The organism is Streptomyces sp. MH60, assembly GCF_002939385.1.
Lineage (GTDB): Bacteria > Actinomycetota > Actinomycetes > Streptomycetales > Streptomycetaceae > Streptomyces.
The window spans coordinates 19,547-38,079 of the sequence record NZ_MULI01000069.1 but is presented as its reverse complement, the minus strand read 5'-3'; the positions used below and the strand labels follow the sequence as shown (position 1 = coordinate 38,079).

The window sequence follows — 18,533 nt, the reverse complement described above, 5'->3', positions numbered from 1 at the left end:
CCGCCCCGCCGCCCCCGACGACACCGAGCCCGGCCGTCCCGCCGTCGCCGCCGCCTGGGCGGCCGGCACCCGCAGCGGCCGGGAGGGGGAGCAGCCCTCGCCGGCCTCCGCCGACACCACCCGCACCGCCACGCACACCACCCACTCCGCCGCCCGCACCACCCCCCACGACGCCGCTGACGACGAAGGACACTGATCGTGCAAGACACACACACCAACAGCCTGGGCTGGCTGCTGGACCAGGAACTCGGCAGCGTCGAGGGCGTCCGGTACGCCGTGCTGATGAGCAGCGACGGGCTGCTGAAGGCCCGCACCCGGACGATCGGCCAGGACGACGGGGAGAAGTTCGCCGCGCTGACGGCGGCGCTGCGCGCCGCGGGCAAGGCCTGGGACGAGTTCACCGGCGGTGCGGGGATGCGGCAGCTGCTGATCGAGTCGGTCGGCTGCATCGGCCTGACGACGACCGCCGCGAAGAACACCATGCTGTCGGTGTGCACGACCGGTCCCGACGCCGACGTCGGGCTGATCTCGCACCACATGGTGCGGCTCGCCACCCGGGTGGGACACGAGCTGGCCACGGAGGAGCGGGTGCCGGTCGCGGACGGCGGCTCACCGGTATGAGCGGGCCGCGGCGCGATCCCGACATGGTCCGGCCCTACGTCCGCACCGGGGGCCGGGTCCGCGCACGCCAGGACGTGCGCCTGGAGAGCGTGGTCATCGCCGCGACCGGTCCCACGGACACCCTCGGCCCGGACGCCCGCCGGGTGATGCGGCTCTTCGCCGGTGCGGACGGCGGCCTGGCCGTCGCCGACATCGCGGCCGCGCTGGAGCTGCCGCCCTCCACGGTGCGCATCCTCGTCTCCTCGCTGATGGACTCCGGCCACCTCTCCAGCCCGGTCGCCGCGATCGACGACCAGCCCGACTTCGACCTGCTGCAGGAGGTACTCCGTGGACTTCGCTCCCTGGTCTGACCGGACCGACCGGACCGACGCGTCCGCCGGGGCCGCCGGGGCCGAGGGCGCCGACCGGCCCGTCACCTACGTCCCCGCCACGGTGACCCGGTCGGCCAAGATCGTGGTCGCGGGCGGCTTCGGCGTCGGCAAGACGACGCTGATCGGCAGCGTCTCGGAGGTGCGCCCGCTGCGGATGGAGGAGCCGATCACGCAGGCCAGCGCCGGTGTGGACGACCTGCGCGGCACCCCGCACAAGACGACGACCACCGTGGCGATGGACTTCGGCCGCATCCACCTGGCCGGCGGCCGGCTCGCGCTGTACCTGTTCGGGCTGCCGGGGCAGTCCCGTTTCCAGCCGCTGTGGGAGGACCTGGCCGAGGGCGCCCTCGGCTGTCTCGTCCTGGCCGACACCCGCGACCTCGACGCCTCCCACGACGCCCTAGGGCTGCTGGACGGCGCCCGGATTCCGTACGCCGTCGCCATCAACACCTTCCCCGGTGCCCCGGGTTACCCCGAGGCCGAGCTGCGCGAGGCGCTGGCCCTGGAACCGGCCACGCCGCTGACGTACTGCGACGCCCGCGACCGCACCTCCTCCCTGCACGCCCTGATCACGCTCACGGAGTACCTCTCCGAGCACCGTTCAGCCGCCCTCCTGGAGTCCCGCCGATGACGTTGCCCTCCACCGAGACCGCGCCGACGAGTGAGCCGGGCCGGATCGCCCTGTACGCCCCGGAGTTCGCCGCCGACCCGCACGCCGCCTACCGGAGCATGCGCCGCACCCACGGTCCGCTGGTCCCGGTGGACCTGGCGCCCGGCGTCCCCGCGACCCTGGTGATCGGCTACTACCAGGCCCGCCGCATCCTGAACGACCCGCTGCACTTCCCGGCCGACCCGCGCGCCTGGGAGAAGCTGATCCCGGCGACCTGCCCGGTGCGGCCGATGATGGAGTGGCGGCCCAACGCGCTGCGCTCGGGCGGCGCCGAGCACGCCCGCTACCGGGCGGCCAACACCCAGGCCATCGACCAGGTCGACCAGCACGGGCTGCGCGCCCTCGTCGAGCAGGTCGCCTCCGAGGCGATCAACGGGTTCCGCACCGCCGGCTCGGCGGACCTGCTCACCCAGTACTCCTTCCCCATCGCCTTCCGCGTGCTGAGCGCGCTCCTCGGCTGCCCGGACGAGATCGGGCAGCGCATCGCCGACGGCATGGCGAAGATCTTCGACACCACCAACGCCGACCAGGGCAACCTGATCCTCGCCCAGGCCGTGTCCGACCTCGTGACCCTGCGCCGGACCCACCCCGGCGACGACATCACCTCCCGGCTGGCCCTGCACCCCGTCGAGCTGAGCGACGAGGAGATGAGCCACCAGCTCGTCACGCTCTACGGCGCCGGGATCGAACCCATGACCAACCTGATCAGCAACACGATCCTGAAGATCCTCACCGACGAGGAGTTCTCCGCGGACCTGCACGCCGGGCTCTCCACGGTGCGCGACGCGCTCGACGCCGTCCTCTACACCGACCCGCCGATGGCGAACTACTGCATCTCCTATCCCCCGTACCCCATCGACGTGGAGGGCGTGCTGCTGCCGGCCGACCAGCCGGTGGTGATCTCGATGGCGGCCGCGAACAACGACCCGGCCCTCACCGAGGGCGTGCCCGCGGGACAGCACGGCGGCAACCGCGCCCACCTGGCCTGGAGCATCGGCCCGCACACCTGCCCGGCCCGCTCGCACGCGTACCTCATCGCCGAGACCGCGGTCACCCACCTCCTGGACGCGCTGCCCGAGACGGACCTCGCCCGTCCCGCCGCCGAACTGACGTGGCGCCCCGGCCCGTTCCACCGCGCCCTCGAATCCCTGCCCGTCACCTTCCCCGCCGCGCAACCCGCCGCACACTAAGGAGCCAGGCCATGGCGACCCAGCAGCCCGCCCTCGTCCTCGACCCCCACGGCGCCGATCACCACGCCGAGCACCGCGCCCTGCGGGAGGGCGGCCCCGCCACCCGGGTGGACGTCCTCGGGGTGGAGGCCTGGTCGGTCAGCGACCCCGCCCTCCTCAAACAGCTGCTCACCAGCCCCGACGTCTCCAAGGACGCCCGGGCGCACTGGCCCGCCTTCGGCGAGGTCGTCACCACCTGGCCGCTGGCGCTGTGGGTGGCGGTGGAGAACATGTTCACCGCGTACGGGCCCAACCACCGCAAGCTGCGCCGGCTGGTGGCGCCCGCGTTCAGCGCCCGTCGCGTCGACGCGATGCGGCCGGCCGTCGAGTCGATGGTGACCGGGCTCGTCGACCGGCTCGCGGCGCTTCCCGCGGGTGAGCCGGTGGACCTGCGGCAGGAACTGGCCTACCCGCTGCCCATCGCGGTGATCGGTCACCTCATGGGCGTGCCCGAGGACCGGCGCGCCGGCTTCCGCGCCCTCGTGGACGGCGTCTTCGACACCACCCTGGACCAGGCCGAGGCGCAGGCCAACACCGCGCGCCTGTACGAGGTCCTGGACCAGCTCATCGCGGCCAAGCGCGCCACGCCGGGCGACGACATGACGTCCCTGCTCATCGCCGCGCGGGACGACGAGGGGGACGGCGACCGCCTCTCCCCCGAGGAGCTGCGCGACACCCTGCTGCTGATGATCAGCGCCGGGTACGAGACCACCGTCAACGTCATCGACCAGGCCGTGCACACCCTGCTGACCCGCCCCGACCAGCTCGAACTGGTCCGCAAGGGCGAGGTCACCTGGGGGGACGTGGTGGAGGAGACGCTGCGCCACGAACCGGCGGTCAAGCACCTGCCGCTGCGGTTCGCGGTCACGGACATCCCGCTGCCGGACGGGCGGACCATCGCCCGCGGGGAGGCGATCCTCGCCTCGTACGCCGCCGCCAACCGCCACCCGGACTGGCACGAGGACGCCGACTCCTTCGACGCGACCCGCACGGTCAAGGAGCACCTGGCGTTCGGCCACGGCGTCCACTTCTGCCTGGGCGCGCCGCTGGCCCGTATGGAGGTGACCCTCGCGCTGGAGAGCCTGTTCGGCCGCTTCCCGGACCTCCGCCTCGCCGATCCGGCCGAGGAGCTGCCGCCGGTGCCCTCGCTGATCAGCAACGGCCACCAGCGGCTCCCGGTCCTGCTGCACGCCGGCTGAGCGGGGCGCCGCGGGACCGGGGGCCGGGACGCCGGGGACCGACGGCCGGAGCCGGTGGGCTCAGCCGAACATCCCCGGCGTGTAGTCGCCGGCGGGCTGCTGGGTGATGACGTTCAGGCGGTTGTAGGTGTTGATGACGGCGATCAGTCCGACGAGGGCGGTGAGCTGCTCCTCGTCGTAGTGCTTCGCCGCGTTCGCCCAGGCCTCGTCGGTGACGCCGCCGGAGGCGTCGGCGAGGCGGGTGCCCTGCTCGGTCAGTTCGAGGGCGGCGCGCTCCGCGTCGGTGAACACCTTGGCCTCCCGCCAGGCGGCGATCAGGTTGAGGCGCAGCGAGGTCTCCCCGGCCTCCGCGGCGTCCTTGGTGTGCATGTCGAGGCAGAAGCCGCAGCCGTTGATCTGGCTGGCGCGGATCTTCACCAGCTCCTGGGTCGCGGCCGGCAGCGTCGAGTCGCCCACGGCCTTGCCCGCGGAGTTGATGTGCCGCAGCAGCTTGCCCGCGAGCGGGTTGGTGAAGAGGTCGAGACGCGCTTCCATGATGGGTTCCTCCGTCGTCGCCGGTTGGTCGTACACAGCTCCGACGGATGCCGGCGGCGCGGTGTGACAGGCCGGGGCACGACCCTTCTGTGACCTGCGTCTCACCCGCTGCGGGTGGTTCGTTCCAGCAGCCGGCCCAGTGCCTCGGTCACGGCGGCCGGGCGTTCGTCCATCACCCAGTGGCCGGCGTCGTCCAGCATCGTCAGCTCGGCGCGGGGCACGGACCCGGCCAGCTCGGTCGCGATGGCCGGGCTCAGGTAGGGGTCCGCGCGGCCCCAGACGACCGCCGTCGGGCAGGTGATGTCCCGCAGCCGCCGGCGCAGTTCGGGGCGGGCCGGGGTGCGGTAGTCGCCGAAGTAGTGGAGCAGCCAGCGGCGGCCCTCGGGCGCGGCCATCCAGCCGACGTAGCCGTCCAGGACGCGCGCGTCGAGGTGCCCGGCGCGCACCAGCGGCGCGAGGGCCCGGCGGTGGAGGGCGGCGTACGGCAGGTGCCGGGCCGGGCGGCGGAGCACGGGGCTGCGTCCGGCGAGGCTGATCAGGCTGAACACGGTGTACCAGCGGCGGGTGAAGGTGGCGTGCGCGCGGCTGTTGAGGAGCGCCAGCCTGCGGACCCGGCCGGGGTGGTTCTCGGCGAAGCCGAGGGCGAGGAAGCCGCCGTAGTCGTGGCCGACCAGGTTCACCGAGTCCAGCTCCAGCGCGTCGAGGAGCCGGCCGAGCCGGGCGACCTCCGTGTCGTAGTCGAAGGACAGGTGCAGGGGGCGTTCGGAGGTGCCCCAGCCGAGGAGGTCCGGCGTGATGACCCGGTGGCGGGCCGACAGGGCCGGGACCTGGTGGCGCCAGCACCGGTGGTCGGCGGGGTAGCCGTGCAGGAGCAGGACGGGCTCGGCGTCCGGCGGTCCCGACTCCCAGCAGGCGACGCGGGCGCCGTCCACCGTGACCGTCCGGGGTCGGGGCGGGTCGTACGTGCCGGGACGCTGTGTGGTCATCGGTCTCCTCCGGGTGCTCGTCCTCCCAACGGAGTGGATACCCGGAAGTGTCACGATCAGGGCTCGGTGTTCGGCCGAAAGGGGTGGGGATTAGCCTCGGTCCCGACAAGTCGGTACGTCCGGAGCCGGTCCAGCCGGTCCGGCGGAGCAGGAGGCAGACATGGCGAAGGTTCCCAGCGCGGTGGTCGCCGCGGGCGGTCTCGTCGGCGGGTACGGCGTGGCCCGCTGGACCGGGAAGCGGCAGCTGGGCGGCGCCGTGCTCGCCGTCGCCGGGGCCGCCGCCGCGCAGCAGTGGCGGGCGCGGGCCGGCGGGAGGGCCGCGGGCGCGCTGACGGCGGCGTACGTCGCCGGGTTCGCCGGGTCGCACCCGCTGGCCAAGAAGGTGGGCGCCTGGCCCGCCGTGTTCGGTGTGGCGGGCGCCGTGGCCCTGGCCTCGTGGGCGGTCGCCGACCGGCGCGCCTGAACGCCCGCGGCGCGGGTCAGGAGCGGTGGGTGAGCACGTTGATCACCCGGCCGTTCGGGTCCCGTACGAAGAAACGGCGTACGCCCCAGTCCTCGTCCCGCGGCTCCCGTACGATCTCGGCGCCCGACGCGACCACCTGGGCGTAGACCGCGTCGACGTCCTCGACCTCGACGCTCAGGTCGGGGACGACGGGCGCCGTGCGCTCCTCGGTGAAGAGGCTGATCTGGGCGGTGGGGTTGGACGGGGAGGCCAGGGTCGTCACCCAGCCCATGTCCATGACCTCCTCGAAGCCGAGCAGGCCGTAGAACTCGCGGCTGGTGTTCCACTGCCCCTCGGCCTCGACGTGGATGTTGGGGACGATTCTGCGGATGGTCATCGGGGCTCCTCGACGTCTGTGCCGGGTCGGGTCGGCTGCGGGTGCGACGCTAGCCGGTCCGCGCCGCGGAGCCCGCCGTTCCGGGGGTGTCCGGCGCCGCCGTCGACAGCGGTTCGGCGATGTCCTCCAGCGAGCGGCGTTCCGCCTTCACCGCGAGGAACGCCGCGACCAGGCCGGCCGCGCACATCAGCCCGGCGCCGATCTGGAAGGCCATGACCGTGTCGCCGACCACGCCGGACTCGGTCAGGTCGGCGAAGAGCAGCGGGCCGCTGATACCGCCGGCGGCGGTGCCGAGGGCGTAGAAGAAGGCGATGGCCATGGCGCGGGTCTCCATCGGGAAGATCTCGGAGACGGTCAGGTACGCGCTGGAGGCGCCCGCCGAGGCGAAGAACAGCACCACGCACCAGCAGGCCGTCATGGTCGTCGCCGTGAGCGAGCCCCGGTCGAAGAGCCAGGCCGTGCCGAAGAGCAGGATGCCGGAGAGCAGATAGGTGCTGGAGATCATGATCCGGCGGCCGACGGTGTCGAAGAGGGGGCCGAGCACCAGCGGGCCGCAGAAGTTGCCGGCGGCGATGACGGCGAAGTAGTAGCCGGTGCTGCCGGTCGGCACGTCGAAGAAGGTGATGAGGATGGTGCCGAAGCCGAAGGTGATCGCGTTGTAGAGGAAGGCCTGGCCGATGAAGAGGGACAGGCCGAGGACCGCGCGGCGCGGATAGCGGCCGAAGACGGTCTTGGCGATCAGCCCGAAGCCGATGCTCTTGCGCTGGTGGATGGTGATCTCACCGGCGGGCGGCGGCAGCTCCTCGCCCTTCTCCCGCTCGATCTCCCGTTCGACGGAGGAGACGAGGGTGTCCGCCTTCTCGCCCTGGCCGTGGATGAACTGCCAGCGCGGGCTCTCCGGGACGTGCCGCCGCACGAGGAGGATGACCAGCCCGAGGACCACGCCGAGGCCGAAGCTGAGCCGCCAGCCGAGGTCCTTCGGGAAGATGTCGGTGTCCAGCATCACGATCGACAGCAGGGCGCCGCCGATCGCGCCGAGCCAGTAGCTGCCGTTGATGATGAGGTCGACCCGGCCCCGGTAGCGGGACGGGATCAGCTCGTCGATCGCGGAGTTGATCGCCGCGTACTCGCCGCCGATGCCGAAGCCGGTGAGGAAGCGGAAGAGGAAGAACCACCAGGACTCGAAGGAGACCGCGGTCAGCGCGGTCGCCACCAGATAGACCACCAGCGTGATCATGAACAGCTTCTTGCGGCCGTGCCGGTCGGTCAGCCACCCGAAGAACAGGGCGCCGGAGCACGCCCCCGCCACGTACAGGGCGGCGGCGAGGCCGGTGATCTGGGCGGAGCTGATGTCCAGGCCGCTGCCGTCCTCGGCGATGCGCCCGGCGACGTTGCCGACGATCGTGACTTCCAGGCCGTCCAGGATCCAGACGGTGCCCAGACCGATCACGATCATCCAGTGCCAGCGTGACCAGGGCAGCCGGTCCAGGCGGGCGGGGACGGCCGTGGTGACCGTCCCGGTGGAGGCGGGCACCGAGCCCGACGACGACGCTTCTGCTGTCATGGCTCCCTCTCCGTCGAGCGAACGCCTCACGTGTGCCCGGCGCCGGAGGGAACACGCCCGCCCGCGTCGGGAGCTACGCCCCCAGGATGCGGGAGACCGTGTAGATCAGCAGCCCGGCCAGGGAGCCGACCACGGTGCCGTTGATGCGGATGAACTGGAGGTCGCGGCCGATGTTCGCCTCGATCTTCTTCGTGGTGTGCTCGGCGTCCCAGCCCGCCACCGTGTCGGTGATCAGCGAGGTGATCTCCTTGCGGTAGGTGGTGACGACGTACACCGCGGCGCTCTCCACCCAGCGGTCGACCTTGCCCTGCACCTTGGGGTCGGAGGCCATCCGGGAGCCCAGGGACAGCAGCGAGGCGCGCACCCGCAGCCGCAGTTCGCTGCGCTCGTCCTCCGCCGCCGAGACGATCATGGACCGTACGGCCGTCCAGGCGGACGCGATCAGATCCTGGACCTCGCCGCGGCCCAGCACCTCGGTCTTCAGCCGCTCGACCCGCGCGCGGGTCTCCGTGTCGGACTGGAGGTCGGCGGCGAAGTCGGTGAGGAAGCGGTCGAGGGCGCCGCGCGCGGGGTGGGCGGGCATGTCGCGCATCTCGGTGACGAAGCGCAGCAGCTCCTTGTAGACCCGGTCGCCGATCTTCCGGTCGACGAACCGCGGGGTCCATCCGGGCGCCCCGCCCTGGACGGCGTCCATCACCGAGTCGCCGTGCAGGATCAGCCAGTCGTGGGCGCGGGAGACGATCAGGTCGACGGCGCGCCTGTGACCGCCGTCGGAGACGACCCGGTCCAGCATCTTGCCGATGCCGGGGGCGATCTCCTGGGCGTCGGCACGGCGCGTGATCGCCTCGCCGACCACCGCCTGGACGTCGGAGTCGCGCAGCACGGTGAGGGCACCGCGCAGGGCGGCGGACAGCTCCGCCGTCACCCGGTCGGCGTGCTCCGGCACGGCGAGCCAGGCGCCGAGGCGGCTGCCGATGCCGACGGCGCGCAGCCGCTGGCGCACGACGGCCTCGGAGAGGAAGTTCTCCCCGACGAACTCGCCCAGCGAGACGCCGAGCTGGTCCTTCTTCTTCGGGATGATCGCGGTGTGCGGGATGGGGATGCCGAGCGGGTGGCGGAAGAGGGCGGTGACCGCGAACCAGTCGGCGAGCGCGCCGACCATCCCGGCCTCGGCGGCGGCCGACACATAGCCCGCCCAGGCGCCCGCGCCCCGGTGGGAGGCCCACTCGGACAGGACGTAGACCACGGCGACGAAGAGCAGCAGGCCGGTGGCGGTGAGCTTCATCCGGCGCACGCCCCGGCGCTTCTCCTCGTCGGCCGGGCTGAAGGACGTCATCGCGCGGTCGCGGACCGCCCCCGCGCCGGTCGCAGCGGCCCCCGCGTCCGCCCCCTCGCCCGTCCCCGCGCCCTCCCGGGCGCCTCCGGAACCTCCGGTACCGTCAGGAAGTTCCGCTTTCGTGCGTTCCATCCGCTCCACCGTTCGCTGATACGTCCCTCACACATTGTCCCTTCCTGACCGACTCCCGGAACGGAACACAAGTTCCCGGCGTCTGTCCCGGGAGAGGGAACGTCCGGGGCTCCCGCGGCCTTTCCTCCGCCCATGACGCATCATGGGTTCATCGGACCGGAGCCTCGGGGCTCCCCTCGCCCGAGGAGAACAGAACAGCATGACCCGGGGTCGTGACGGGGGTGCGGGGGTGCCTCCCACCAAGCACCGTGCCCTGCTCGCGGCGATCGTCACCCTGATAGTGGCGATCTCCGCGGCCATATTCGCCGGAGCGTCCGCGGACGACGGCACCAGGGACCACGCACTGCAGGCCGGAGGCCGTCTCCCACGGGGTGACGCCGCCCCCGCCTCCACCGGCGCCTGGGTGGGCGCCTGGGCCACCGCACCGGCCGCGGCCGAGCCGGGCACCGAGACGACCGGCATGGCGGGCCGCTCCGTGCGCAACGTCGTACACACCTCGGTCGGCGGCACCAGCGCGCGGATCACCCTGTCCAACCTGTACGGCCAGTCGCCGCTGACCGTCACGCACGCCTCGATCGCCGTGGCCGCGGGACCCGACACGGCCGCCGCGATCGCCGACACCATGCGCGTACTGACCTTCGGCGGCAACACCCGGGTGATCATCCCGGCGGGCGGTCAGGTGATGAGCGACATCGCCCGCATCGCCATCCCCTACGGGGCGAACGTCCTGGTCACCACGTACTCCCCGGTCCCGTCCGGGCCGGTGACCTACCACCCGCAGGCCCGCCAGACCAGCTACCTCGCCGACGGCGACCGCACGGCCGACGTCACCGCCGTCGCGTACACCACGCCCACGCCGTACTGGCGCTACCTGACCGCGCTGGACGTGCTGAGCCACGAGGCCGACGGCACGCTGGTGGCGTTCGGCGACTCGATCACCGACGGCCTCGGCGCCGAGACCGACGCCAACCACCGCTGGACCGACATCCTCGCCGCGCGCCTCCACGAGGCGGCCGGCACCGGCCGGGACACGCCCCGCTACAGCGTCGTGAACGAGGGCATCAGCGGCAACCGGATCCTGACCAGCAGGCCGGGCCGCCCGGCCGACAACCCGAGCGGGCTGAGCCGTTTCGAACGCGACGTGCTGGAGCGCACCAACGTCAAGGCCGTCGTCATCGTCCTCGGCGTCAACGACATCCTGAACAGCCCGGAACTCGCCGACCGGGACGGCATCCTCACCGGCCTGCGCACCCTCGTCGACCAGGCGCACGCCCGCGGGCTGCGGGTGGTGGGGGCGACGATCATGCCGTTCGGCGGCCACCGCGGCCACACGAAGGCCCGCGAGGCGATGCGGCAGGAGGTCAACGAGGAGATCCGCTCCGGCCGGGTCTTCGACACGGTCGTCGACTTCGACAAGGCCCTGCGCGACCCGTACGACCCGCGCAGGCTGCGCTCCGACTACGACAGCGGCGACCACCTGCACCCCAGCGACAAGGGGTACGCGCGCATGGGCCGGTTCCTCGACCTGGACGCGCTGAAGGGCGCGGCGCCGGTGGCGGCGTAGCTCACCGGCCGGGGCGCGCTCAGCCGTCCCGGCGTCGGTCGCGTTCCCGCTCCAGCTCTCGTTCGCGTTCGCGGTCCCCGCCGTGCAGGTCGTGGAGGTCGTGGCGGGAGGCGTCCAGTTCCTTGCGGTCCGAACGGCGCTCCAGCCGTTCCCGCCCCCGCTCCTGGCGGCGCTCCAGCTTCTCCTGCCGGCGCTCCTCCCTCAGCCGCTCCCGCTCCGCCCGCGTCACCTTGCGCTCGACGCCGACGCCGCCCCAGAAGGCGAAGCCCGTCACGACCACGCGCGGGGCGCCCGGATCGCCCGGGACGCCCTCCTCACTGTGGTCGAAGCCGCCCATGATGCCGATGCCGCGCACGACGACCTCGACGCCCGGCGGCACGATCACCTGCATCCCGCCCATGATCGCGACGCAGTTGATCACGACCTCGCCGGCCGAGAAGTCCGCCTCGCGCAGGTCGATGTCCCCGCCGCCCCAGAACGCGAAGCAGTTGAACCGCCTCGGCACCGTCCAGCGCCCCTTGCGCTGGAAGCCGGACATCACGGCGACCGCCCAGGTCGACGAACCCTCCGCGCCGGTGATCCGCCCCGCCCAGCCCCCGTCCCGCACGGGCTCCTTGGTCATCGACACCCGGGGCGCCGCGGCCCCCGCGCCGACCGGCAGGTCCCGGGTGATCGGCGCCAGCTCCCCGTACGTCCGCGCCTTGTAGGTGGCGTCCAGCCGCTCCTCGAACTCGGTCATGTCCAGCCGCCCCTCGGCGAGGGCGTCGCGCAGGACCTCGGCGACTCGTTCACGGTCGGCGTCGGAGGCGCGGAGTTCCGGGGCGTCGTCGGTCATGTACAGCAGCCTACGAGGTCACCGCGCCCGGCACTACGCGCCCGCGCGTTCCGCGTACATCTTCGCGATCACCGACTCGATGTCCGGCTCCCGCACCGACAGGTCCACCAGCGGATACTCCGCCGCGATCCGCGCCACCAGCCCGGCCGCCGACGCCGCCGCCGGGAACGCCAGCCACTGCCGCGGCCCCTCCACCCGCACCACCCGCGCGGGCTCCGGCGCCTGGATCGGGGGCAACTCCCGTTCCAGGTCCACCACCAGGGTGCGTTCGCTCTCCCCCGCCTCGTGCAGGCCGTCCAGGGGACCGTCGTACATCAGCCGCCCGTGGTCGATGACCATCACGCGCGAGCAGAGCTGCTCGATGTCCTGGAGATCGTGCGTGGTCAGCAGCACCGTCGTGCCGCGCTCGGCGTTCAAGTCCCGCAGGAACCCCCGCACCTTGGCCTTGGAGACCACGTCCAGGCCGATCGTCGGCTCGTCCAGGTACAGCACCTCCGGGTCGTGCAGCAGCGCCGCCGCGATGTCGCCGCGCATCCGCTGGCCGAGCGACAGTTGCCGCACCGGCACGTCCAGCAGTTCCTGGAGCTGGAGGAGTTCGACGCAGCGGTCCAGGTTGTCGCGGTAGCGGGCGTCCGGGATGCGGTACATGCGGTGCATCAGCCGGTAGGAGTCGATCAGCGGCAGGTCCCACCACAGCGTCGTCCGCTGCCCGAAGACCACCCCGATGCGGTGCGCCAGCCGGGTCCGCTCCCGGGAAGGGTCGACGCCGGCCACCCGCAGCCGCCCGCCGCTGGGCGTCAGGATGCCGGTGAGCATCTTGATCGTCGTCGACTTCCCGGCGCCGTTCGGGCCGATGTAGCCGACCATCTCGCCGCGCGACACCGTGAACGACAGCCCGTCCACGGCCCGCACCTGCCGCCGCTCCCGCTTCAGGAACCCGGCCTTCTTGCGCACCTCGAAGACCTTCTCGACGCCGTCCAGCTCGATGAAGGCCCCCGCCGCGCCCACCGCCGCCGAAGCCTCCCTCCCCTTGTCCGTCCCCGTCCCCGTACCGGTATCCGTATCCGTCCCCGTCCCGGACTCCGCCATCTCCGCCCTCTCCGCCATCTCCGTCAGCTCCCCGTACTCCGGTAGGAACGCAGACCCGCCCGCCAGGCCAGCCCCGCCGGCACACAGCAGGCCGCGGCCACCAGCGGCGGCGTGAACGCCACCCACCCGGGCAGGTCCAGCGGGTACGGCCGCCCCAGCACATAGCTCGCCGGCAGCCAGTTCACGAACGCCAGCGGCACCACGAACGTCGCCCCGCGCACCAGGTCCAGCGCGAACACCGTCGGCGGGTACTGCAGCATCGTCGTACCGCCGTAGGTGAAGGCGTTGGACACCTCCGAGGCGTCCTGCGCCACGAACTGGAACGCCGCCGCCGCCACGAACACCGCGCAGAAGATCCCCGCCCCGCTGAGCACCGCCACCGGCATCAGCAGCAGCTTCCCCGCCGTCCAGTCGACGTCGACGACCACCAGCGCGTACCCGAGCACCAGCAGCCCCTGCACCACCCGGCCGAGCCGGCGCAGCCCGAACCGGTCCGCCGCCACCTGCGCCAGCACCGGCACCGGACGCACCAGCAGCGTGTCCAGCGTGCCGTCCCGCACCCGGCGCCCCAGCCGCTCCATCGAGCCGATCGACAGGTCCGCCAGCCCGAAGGACACCCCGGACAGCCCGTACAGGAACGCCACCTCGGGCAGCGACCAGCCGCCCAGCGCGTCCACCCGGGAGAACATCAGCAGGATCGCCACGAAGTCCAGCGCGGTCATCGCGAAGTTCCCGAACGTCGTCAGCGCGAAGGACGTCCGGTACGCCATCGTCGACCTGATCCACATCCCGGCGATCAGCCCGTACGCGCGCACCCCCTCGACGACCCGCCCGCGCCGCACCTCCGTCTCGGCCGCCTCAGCCACCCTGGACCACCACCCGTCGCGTCGCCGCCGACTGCACCAGCCGGCCCAGCGCCAGCAGCGCCACCGCCCAGGACGCCTGGAAGAGATACGTCCCCAGCGGATCCGCCTCCCCCAGCAGCACATCCGCCGGAGCCTGGAGCAGCGACGACCACGGCAGCGCCCGCACCACCTCGCCGAGCACCCCCGGGAACACGTTCAGCGGCAGCAGCATCCCCGAGCAGAACAGGCCCGCCAGCCACGCCATCTGCGTCACCCCGGTGCCGTCCAGCAGCCAGAACGCCGACAGCGCCACCAGATAGCGCAGCGCGAAACCCACCAGCATCGCCAGCAGCAGCGTCACCAGGAACGCCGCCCACACGGACGCCTCCCGCGGCAGCGCCACCGGGAAGAACAACGACCCGAACACGAACGGCACCACCCCGCGGCCCAGCAGCTGGAACAGCGCCCGGCCCACGTCCGCCGCCAGCCACCACAGCTGGAGGTCCGCGGGCCGGTACAGATCGACGGCCACATCACCCGAACGGATGCGCTCCATCAGCTCGTCCTCGAACCCGCCGCCCCCGATCGCCAGCGCCGCCAGCAGCGCCTGCCCCAGCCACACGAAGGTCACGGCCTGCGCCTGGTCGTACCCGCCGAGCTGCGGCTTCTCGTCCCACAGCGCCAGGTAGGTGTACACCAGGATCAGTCCGAAGACGGTGTTGGTGAACACCCCGGCGGCGGTGGCCGCCCGATAGGTCGCGTACCGTCGGAATCCACCCGCCGCGACGGCCACGTACAACCGCCCCGAGCCCGTACGCACTGCTCCCCCCTCCGACCGGCACCAAAGCGCAGGAGCCTAGTGCGCCCGAGGGGGCCTCTGCCACGGAATTTCACGGGTGTGCCGTCGAGTGGGAACGGAACCCACGGTGCGAGAGTCTTCTTCAGAAGAACTCAGACGTTCCGAAAACCGTACGAAGCGAAGCAGAAGCCGAAACAGGAGTCCGTGCACGAGATGAGCGACGAGCCGCAGCCGCAGCCGCCGAACCAGGGATGGTCCCCGAGAGAGCCACAGGCGGCCGGCGAGGGGCACACGGCGGAGCCCGGAGCACCGGGAACGCCGGACGCGTCCGGAAAGGCGAAGAAGCCCAAGCGGCCCAAGCGCACCGGATGGCGCCGTCTGATCCCCACCTGGCGCATCACGCTGAGCACCGTCGTCGTCGGCCTCCTGCTGATCGTCGGCGGCTTCTTCCTCGGCTACCACCTCGTGCAGATCCCCCCGGCCAACGCGCTCGCCACCAAGCAGTCCAACGTCTACCTCTACGCCGACGGCAGCGTCCTGGCCCGCGACGGCGAGGTCAACCGCGAGAGCGTCGGCCTCGCCCGCATCTCCAAGGACGCCCAGCACGCCGTCCTCGCCGCCGAGGACCGCGACTTCTACACCGAGTCCGCCATCGACCCCGGGGCGATGGTCCGGGCCGGCTGGAACACCGCCACCGGCAAGGGCAAGCAGTCCGGCTCCACGATCACCCAGCAGTACGTCAAGAACTACTACCTGGGCCAGGAGCAGACCGTCACCCGCAAGGTGAAGGAGTTCTTCATCTCGATCAAGCTCGACCGGGAGAAGAGCAAGAGCGAGATCCTCGAGGGCTACCTCAACACCAGCTTCTTCGGCCGCGGCGCCTACGGCATCCAGGCCGCCGCCCAGGCGTACTTCGGCGTCGACGCCAAGGACCTCACCGCCGCCCAGGGCGCCTACCTCGCCTCCCTGCTCAACGCCCCCAGCCAGTACGACGTCGTCGCCCACCCCGAGAACAAGCCCGCCGCCGAGGCCCGCTGGAACTACGTCATGAACGGCATGGTGGACAAGGGCTGGCTCAGCCCCACCGACCGCGCCGCCGCGAAGTTCCCCAAGCCCAAGCAGTCCACCGTCTCCACCAACATGTCCGGGCAGCGCGGCTACGTCGTCAACATCGTCAAGAACTACCTGACCGAGAACGGCATCGTCGACGAGGAGGAACTCGGCCGCGGTGGCTACCGCATCACCACCACCCTCCAGAAGGACAAGCAGGACGCCTTCGTCAAGGCCGTCGACGACAAGCTGATGTCCCAGCTGGACAAGAAGGAACGCAAGGTCGACACCTACGTCCGCGCCGGCGGTGCCTCCGTCGACCCGAAGACCGGCAAGGTCGTCGCGATGTACAACGGCATCGACTACGTCAAGCAGTACACACCCAACGCCGTCCGCCGCGACTTCCAGGTCGGCTCCACCTTCAAGCCCTTCGTGTTCACCTCCGCCGTCGAGAACCACTCCGAGACGCAGAGCGGCGACACGATCAACCCGAACACGCGCTACGACGGCACCAGCGAACGCCCCGTCCAGGGCTGGGACGGCGGCCGCTACGCCCCCGAGAACGAGGACCACCGCGACTACGGCCACGTCACCGTCCGCGAGGCCACCGACAAGTCCATCAACGCCGTGTACGCCCAGATGGCCGTCGACGTCGGCTCCGACAAGGTCAAGCAGACCGCGATCGACCTCGGACTCTCCAAGAACACCCCCGAGCTGACCCCCTCCCCCTCCATCGCCCTCGGCGTCGCCACCGCCAGCCCCCTCGACATGGCCGAGGCCTACGCCACCCTGGCCAACCACGGCAGGCACGGCACCTACACGCTGGTCGAGAAGGTCATGAAGGACGGCAAGCAGGAGGTCGAACTGCCCGAGCGGCGCGAGCACCAGGCCGTCAGCCGCGAGGCCGCCGACACCACCACGTCCGTCCTGCGCAGCGTCGTCCAGAACGGCACCGCCACCGCCGCCCAGGCCGCCGGCCGCCCCGCCGCCGGCAAGACCGGCACCGCCGAGGAGGACACGGCCGCCTGGTTCGCCGGCTACACCCCGGACCTCGCCACCGTGGTCGCCGTCATGGGCCAGGACCCCAAGACCGCCGCCCACAAGCCCCTCTACGGCGCCATGGGCCTCGCCCGCGTCAACGGCGGCGGCGCCCCCGCCGAGATCTGGGGCCAGTACACCCGCAACGCCCTCAAGGGCGAGCCGGTCAGCGGCTTCGACCTCCAGCTCCAGGACGGCGCCGACGTCACCGCGCCCCCGTCCGGCGACGCCTCGGACGAACCGGGCGACGGCGACGAGAGCGGCAGCGGCGAGCCCGACGAGAACTCCACCGGCGACGAGAACGGCTCCGGCACCGAGACCCCGGGCGACTCCGGCGGCAGCACCCCGCCCGGCGACTCCGGCGGCACCGAGTCCGACCCGCCGTCGACCGGCGGCGGCACCCCCACCACGGGCGGCGCCAGCACCGAGCCGGGCCCCACGGGCGGCGGCGACGGAGGCGGCGACGACTCCTCGAACGGGGGTACGGGGCCGGGCGGCGGGGACTCCAGCGGCGCGGGCGGCGGCGACTCCGACGGTACGGGCACCACCGCCGGCACGGTCGCCGGCATCCCCGTCACACCCCGGCGTCAGTGACCGGAGGTCGCCTTCAGACCCACCACGGCGACCAGCAGCAGACAGATGAAGAAGATCCGGGCGGCGGTCGCCGGCTCCCCCAGCACCACCATGCCGAGCACCGCCGCCCCGGCCGCGCCGATGCCCACCCACACGCCGTAGGCCGTACCGATGGGCAGCGTCCGGGCCGCGTACGACAGCAGCATCATGCTCGCGACGATCCCGGCACCGGTGAACACACTCGGCCACAGCCGCGTGAAACCGTCGGTGTACTTCATCCCGATCGACCAGCCGACCTCGAGCAGACCGGCGACGACAAGCAGAACCCACGCCATGACAGGCACCTCCGTGAACGAACTGAACGGTGGTGCGTCGTCTTTGCCTTCAGCCCGGTACGGCGCGTCTCGTCGGGGTGCTTCCCAAGGTAGCAAAGGAAAGAGAAAGGGGCTGGTGACACCGGTCACCAGCCCCTACTGCCACGGCTACAGCCACTGCTTACAGATACAGCCCGGTGGAGTCCTCCGACCCCTCGAACCGGTCCGCGGCCACGGCGTGCAGATCGCGCTCGCGCATGAGCACGTAGCCCACACCCCGCACCTCGACCTCGGCACGGTCCTCCGGGTCGTACAGCACCCGGTCACCCGGCTCCACGGTCCGTACGTTCTGCCCGATCGCGACCACCTCGGCCCAGGCCAGCCGCTTGCCGACGGCCGCCGTCGCGGGGATCAGGATGCCGCCCCCGGAACGCCGCTCGCCCTCGCCGGTGTCCTGCCGCACCAGCACGCGGTCGTGCAGCATCCGGATGGGCAGCTTGTCGTCCTGGGGACCCTGCTCGTTTCTCTTGGCGCTCACGCCCTGAACCTACCTGCCCGCGCTCAGCGCCTGCGCCGCCGGGTGCCGCCCAGGGCGAGCAGTCCCACGACCCCGACCACCACCAGGGCGACGGGCACGACCCGCTCCATCCGCGGGGCGCCCTCCTCGTCCACGAACTGCGACTTCACATCGCTGACCACCCGATTGACCTGGACGTACGCCCGGCCGAGGGTGTGGTCGACGCTGGAAGCGACCTTGGCCTTGGCATCGTCGACGATCGTCTTCGGGTGCACCCGCATCCCGAGCTCGTCGAGCGTCTCGGCCAGCACCTCGCGGCGGCGCTTGATGTCCGCCTCGATCTGCGCCGGGGTTCTGATGTCCGACGTGTCCGCCACCGTACGCCTCCGAAGTCCGCTCTCACGCTGTCCCGGACAGTCTGTCAGCTA

The 18,533-nt window shown here is 72.1% G+C and carries 20 protein-coding genes, 1 pseudogene and 1 riboswitch; of the genes and pseudogenes, 9 read left to right on the top strand and 12 right to left on the bottom strand.

Translation table 11 applies throughout. The features are described from left to right. The 6 genes and pseudogenes from BZZ08_RS30315 to BZZ08_RS30290 all read left to right on the top strand — a co-directional run. Positions 1–196: pseudogene (locus BZZ08_RS30315) on the top strand (hypothetical protein); the annotation flags it as partial. Positions 197–198: 2 nt separating this feature from the next. Next, positions 199–621 (top strand): roadblock/LC7 domain-containing protein, encoded by a 423-nt coding sequence (locus BZZ08_RS30310; RefSeq protein ID WP_104635404.1) that lies wholly within the window; start codon positions 199–201, stop codon positions 619–621. Next, a complete protein-coding gene (locus BZZ08_RS30305) occupies positions 618–971 on the top strand; it encodes a DUF742 domain-containing protein (protein WP_104635403.1) in 354 nt (117 codons plus the stop codon). The genes BZZ08_RS30310 and BZZ08_RS30305 overlap by 4 nt, the downstream gene beginning before the upstream one ends. Before the next feature lie 103 nt (positions 972–1,074). Continuing rightward, a complete protein-coding gene (locus tag BZZ08_RS30300) occupies positions 1,075–1,623 on the top strand; it encodes an ATP/GTP-binding protein (protein ID WP_104635410.1) in 549 nt (182 codons plus the stop codon). Beyond that, complete coding sequence (locus BZZ08_RS30295; protein WP_104635402.1) at positions 1,620–2,852, top strand: cytochrome P450; 1,233 nt, start codon at positions 1,620–1,622, stop codon at positions 2,850–2,852. Before BZZ08_RS30300 ends, BZZ08_RS30295 begins: the two co-directional genes overlap by 4 nt. Positions 2,853–2,863: 11 nt before the next feature. Next, positions 2,864–4,090 (top strand): cytochrome P450 family protein, encoded by a 1,227-nt coding sequence (locus tag BZZ08_RS30290; protein WP_104635401.1) that lies wholly within the window; start codon positions 2,864–2,866, stop codon positions 4,088–4,090. A gap of 60 nt (positions 4,091–4,150) precedes the next feature. On the opposite strand, the gene BZZ08_RS30285 is transcribed toward BZZ08_RS30290, so the two are convergent. Both BZZ08_RS30285 and BZZ08_RS30280 read right to left on the bottom strand, forming a co-directional pair. Then, entirely contained in the window at positions 4,151–4,624 is a 474-nt protein-coding gene (locus BZZ08_RS30285; RefSeq protein ID WP_104635409.1) for a carboxymuconolactone decarboxylase family protein, read from the bottom strand. A 101-nt stretch (positions 4,625–4,725) separates the two neighbouring features. Continuing rightward, the gene (locus tag BZZ08_RS30280; RefSeq protein ID WP_104635400.1) at positions 4,726–5,610 is read right to left on the bottom strand and encodes an alpha/beta fold hydrolase; all 885 of its coding nucleotides are present in this window, start codon (positions 5,608–5,610) and stop codon (positions 4,726–4,728) included. Positions 5,611–5,770: 160 nt separating this feature from the next. Here BZZ08_RS30280 and BZZ08_RS30275 point away from each other — a divergent pair, with 160 nt between their 5' ends. Beyond that, positions 5,771–6,073: a hypothetical protein gene (locus tag BZZ08_RS30275; RefSeq protein WP_104635399.1), complete on the top strand. Its 303-nt coding sequence runs from the start codon at positions 5,771–5,773 to the stop codon at positions 6,071–6,073. 16 nt (positions 6,074–6,089) lie between these two features. Here BZZ08_RS30275 and BZZ08_RS30270 read toward each other — a convergent pair whose 3' ends face one another. The 3 genes from BZZ08_RS30270 to BZZ08_RS30260 all read right to left on the bottom strand — a co-directional run bounded on the left by BZZ08_RS30270 (position 6,090) and on the right by BZZ08_RS30260 (position 9,481). Next, the gene (locus BZZ08_RS30270; protein WP_104635398.1) at positions 6,090–6,449 is read right to left on the bottom strand and encodes a VOC family protein; all 360 of its coding nucleotides are present in this window, start codon (positions 6,447–6,449) and stop codon (positions 6,090–6,092) included. A gap of 49 nt (positions 6,450–6,498) precedes the next feature. Then, complete coding sequence (locus BZZ08_RS30265; protein ID WP_104635397.1) at positions 6,499–8,013, bottom strand: MFS transporter; 1,515 nt, start codon at positions 8,011–8,013, stop codon at positions 6,499–6,501. A gap of 73 nt (positions 8,014–8,086) precedes the next feature. Next, on the bottom strand, positions 8,087–9,481 hold the full coding sequence (locus BZZ08_RS30260) for a DUF445 domain-containing protein (RefSeq protein ID WP_104635408.1): 1,395 nt from the start codon (positions 9,479–9,481) through the stop codon (positions 8,087–8,089). A 199-nt stretch (positions 9,482–9,680) separates the two neighbouring features. Between BZZ08_RS30260 and BZZ08_RS30255 the strand changes: the two genes are divergently transcribed. After that, on the top strand, positions 9,681–11,045 hold the full coding sequence (locus BZZ08_RS30255; RefSeq protein WP_104635396.1) for an SGNH/GDSL hydrolase family protein: 1,365 nt from the start codon (positions 9,681–9,683) through the stop codon (positions 11,043–11,045). 19 nt (positions 11,046–11,064) lie between these two features. On the opposite strand, the gene BZZ08_RS30250 is transcribed toward BZZ08_RS30255, so the two are convergent. From BZZ08_RS30250 to BZZ08_RS30235, 4 genes are read right to left on the bottom strand one after another with little or no spacing between them, the layout of a single operon-like run. Beyond that, entirely contained in the window at positions 11,065–11,880 is an 816-nt protein-coding gene (locus BZZ08_RS30250) for a DUF1707 SHOCT-like domain-containing protein (protein ID WP_104635395.1), read from the bottom strand. Between the two features lie 33 nt (positions 11,881–11,913). Next, positions 11,914–12,987 carry an ABC transporter ATP-binding protein gene (locus tag BZZ08_RS30245; protein WP_446750278.1) on the bottom strand — a complete coding sequence of 358 codons (1,074 nt, stop codon included), beginning with the start codon at positions 12,985–12,987 and terminating at the stop codon, positions 11,914–11,916. 5 nt (positions 12,988–12,992) lie between these two features. Beyond that, positions 12,993–13,835, bottom strand: coding sequence for an ABC transporter permease (locus BZZ08_RS30240; RefSeq protein ID WP_104635394.1), 843 nt, complete (start codon positions 13,833–13,835; stop codon positions 12,993–12,995). Continuing rightward, the gene (locus BZZ08_RS30235) at positions 13,828–14,634 is read right to left on the bottom strand and encodes an ABC transporter permease (RefSeq protein ID WP_104635393.1); all 807 of its coding nucleotides are present in this window, start codon (positions 14,632–14,634) and stop codon (positions 13,828–13,830) included. Before BZZ08_RS30235 ends, BZZ08_RS30240 begins: the two co-directional genes overlap by 8 nt. A 192-nt stretch (positions 14,635–14,826) precedes the next feature. Between BZZ08_RS30235 and BZZ08_RS30230 the strand changes: the two genes are divergently transcribed. Further along, a complete protein-coding gene (locus BZZ08_RS30230; protein WP_198601776.1) occupies positions 14,827–17,295 on the top strand; it encodes a transglycosylase domain-containing protein in 2,469 nt (822 codons plus the stop codon). Here BZZ08_RS30230 and BZZ08_RS30225 read toward each other — a convergent pair. The 3 genes from BZZ08_RS30225 to BZZ08_RS30215 all read right to left on the bottom strand — a co-directional run bounded on the left by BZZ08_RS30225 (position 17,289) and on the right by BZZ08_RS30215 (position 18,482). After that, entirely contained in the window at positions 17,289–17,609 is a 321-nt protein-coding gene (locus tag BZZ08_RS30225) for a DMT family transporter (RefSeq protein WP_019325643.1), read from the bottom strand. The two genes, BZZ08_RS30230 and BZZ08_RS30225, sit on opposite strands and share 7 nt — an antisense overlap. Positions 17,610–17,640: 31 nt before the next feature. Then, positions 17,641–17,708, bottom strand: a riboswitch (guanidine-III (ykkC-III) riboswitch). A 61-nt stretch (positions 17,709–17,769) separates the two neighbouring features. Then, positions 17,770–18,126 (bottom strand): GroES family chaperonin, encoded by a 357-nt coding sequence (locus BZZ08_RS30220; RefSeq protein ID WP_104635392.1) that lies wholly within the window; start codon positions 18,124–18,126, stop codon positions 17,770–17,772. Between the two features lie 23 nt (positions 18,127–18,149). Next, positions 18,150–18,482 carry a DUF3618 domain-containing protein gene (locus BZZ08_RS30215; protein WP_104635391.1) on the bottom strand — a complete coding sequence of 111 codons (333 nt, stop codon included), beginning with the start codon at positions 18,480–18,482 and terminating at the stop codon, positions 18,150–18,152. Between the last annotated feature and the right edge of the window lie 51 nt (positions 18,483–18,533).

Bases quoted from the DNA above. Each gene is read 5' to 3' on its own strand.
- BZZ08_RS30305 (WP_104635403.1), top strand. From the start codon at position 618: ATGAGCGGGCCGCGGCGCGATCCCGACATGGTCCGGCCCTACGTCCGC.
- BZZ08_RS30295 (WP_104635402.1), top strand. From the start codon at position 1,620: ATGACGTTGCCCTCCACCGAGACCGCGCCGACGAGTGAGCCGGGCCGG.
- BZZ08_RS30290 (WP_104635401.1), top strand. From the start codon at position 2,864: ATGGCGACCCAGCAGCCCGCCCTCGTCCTCGACCCCCACGGCGCCGAT.
- BZZ08_RS30285 (WP_104635409.1), bottom strand. From the start codon at position 4,624: ATGGAAGCGCGTCTCGACCTCTTCACCAACCCGCTCGCGGGCAAGCTG.
- BZZ08_RS30280 (WP_104635400.1), bottom strand. From the start codon at position 5,610: ATGACCACACAGCGTCCCGGCACGTACGACCCGCCCCGACCCCGGACG.
- BZZ08_RS30275 (WP_104635399.1), top strand. From the start codon at position 5,771: ATGGCGAAGGTTCCCAGCGCGGTGGTCGCCGCGGGCGGTCTCGTCGGC.
- BZZ08_RS30270 (WP_104635398.1), bottom strand. From the start codon at position 6,449: ATGACCATCCGCAGAATCGTCCCCAACATCCACGTCGAGGCCGAGGGG.
- BZZ08_RS30265 (WP_104635397.1), bottom strand. From the start codon at position 8,013: ATGACAGCAGAAGCGTCGTCGTCGGGCTCGGTGCCCGCCTCCACCGGG.
- BZZ08_RS30260 (WP_104635408.1), bottom strand. From the start codon at position 9,481: ATGGAACGCACGAAAGCGGAACTTCCTGACGGTACCGGAGGTTCCGGA.
- BZZ08_RS30255 (WP_104635396.1), top strand. From the start codon at position 9,681: ATGACCCGGGGTCGTGACGGGGGTGCGGGGGTGCCTCCCACCAAGCAC.
- BZZ08_RS30250 (WP_104635395.1), bottom strand. From the start codon at position 11,880: ATGACCGACGACGCCCCGGAACTCCGCGCCTCCGACGCCGACCGTGAA.
- BZZ08_RS30245 (WP_446750278.1), bottom strand. From the start codon at position 12,987: ATGGCGGAGAGGGCGGAGATGGCGGAGTCCGGGACGGGGACGGATACG.
- BZZ08_RS30230 (WP_198601776.1), top strand. From the start codon at position 14,827: ATGAGCGACGAGCCGCAGCCGCAGCCGCCGAACCAGGGATGGTCCCCG.
- BZZ08_RS30225 (WP_019325643.1), bottom strand. From the start codon at position 17,609: ATGGCGTGGGTTCTGCTTGTCGTCGCCGGTCTGCTCGAGGTCGGCTGG.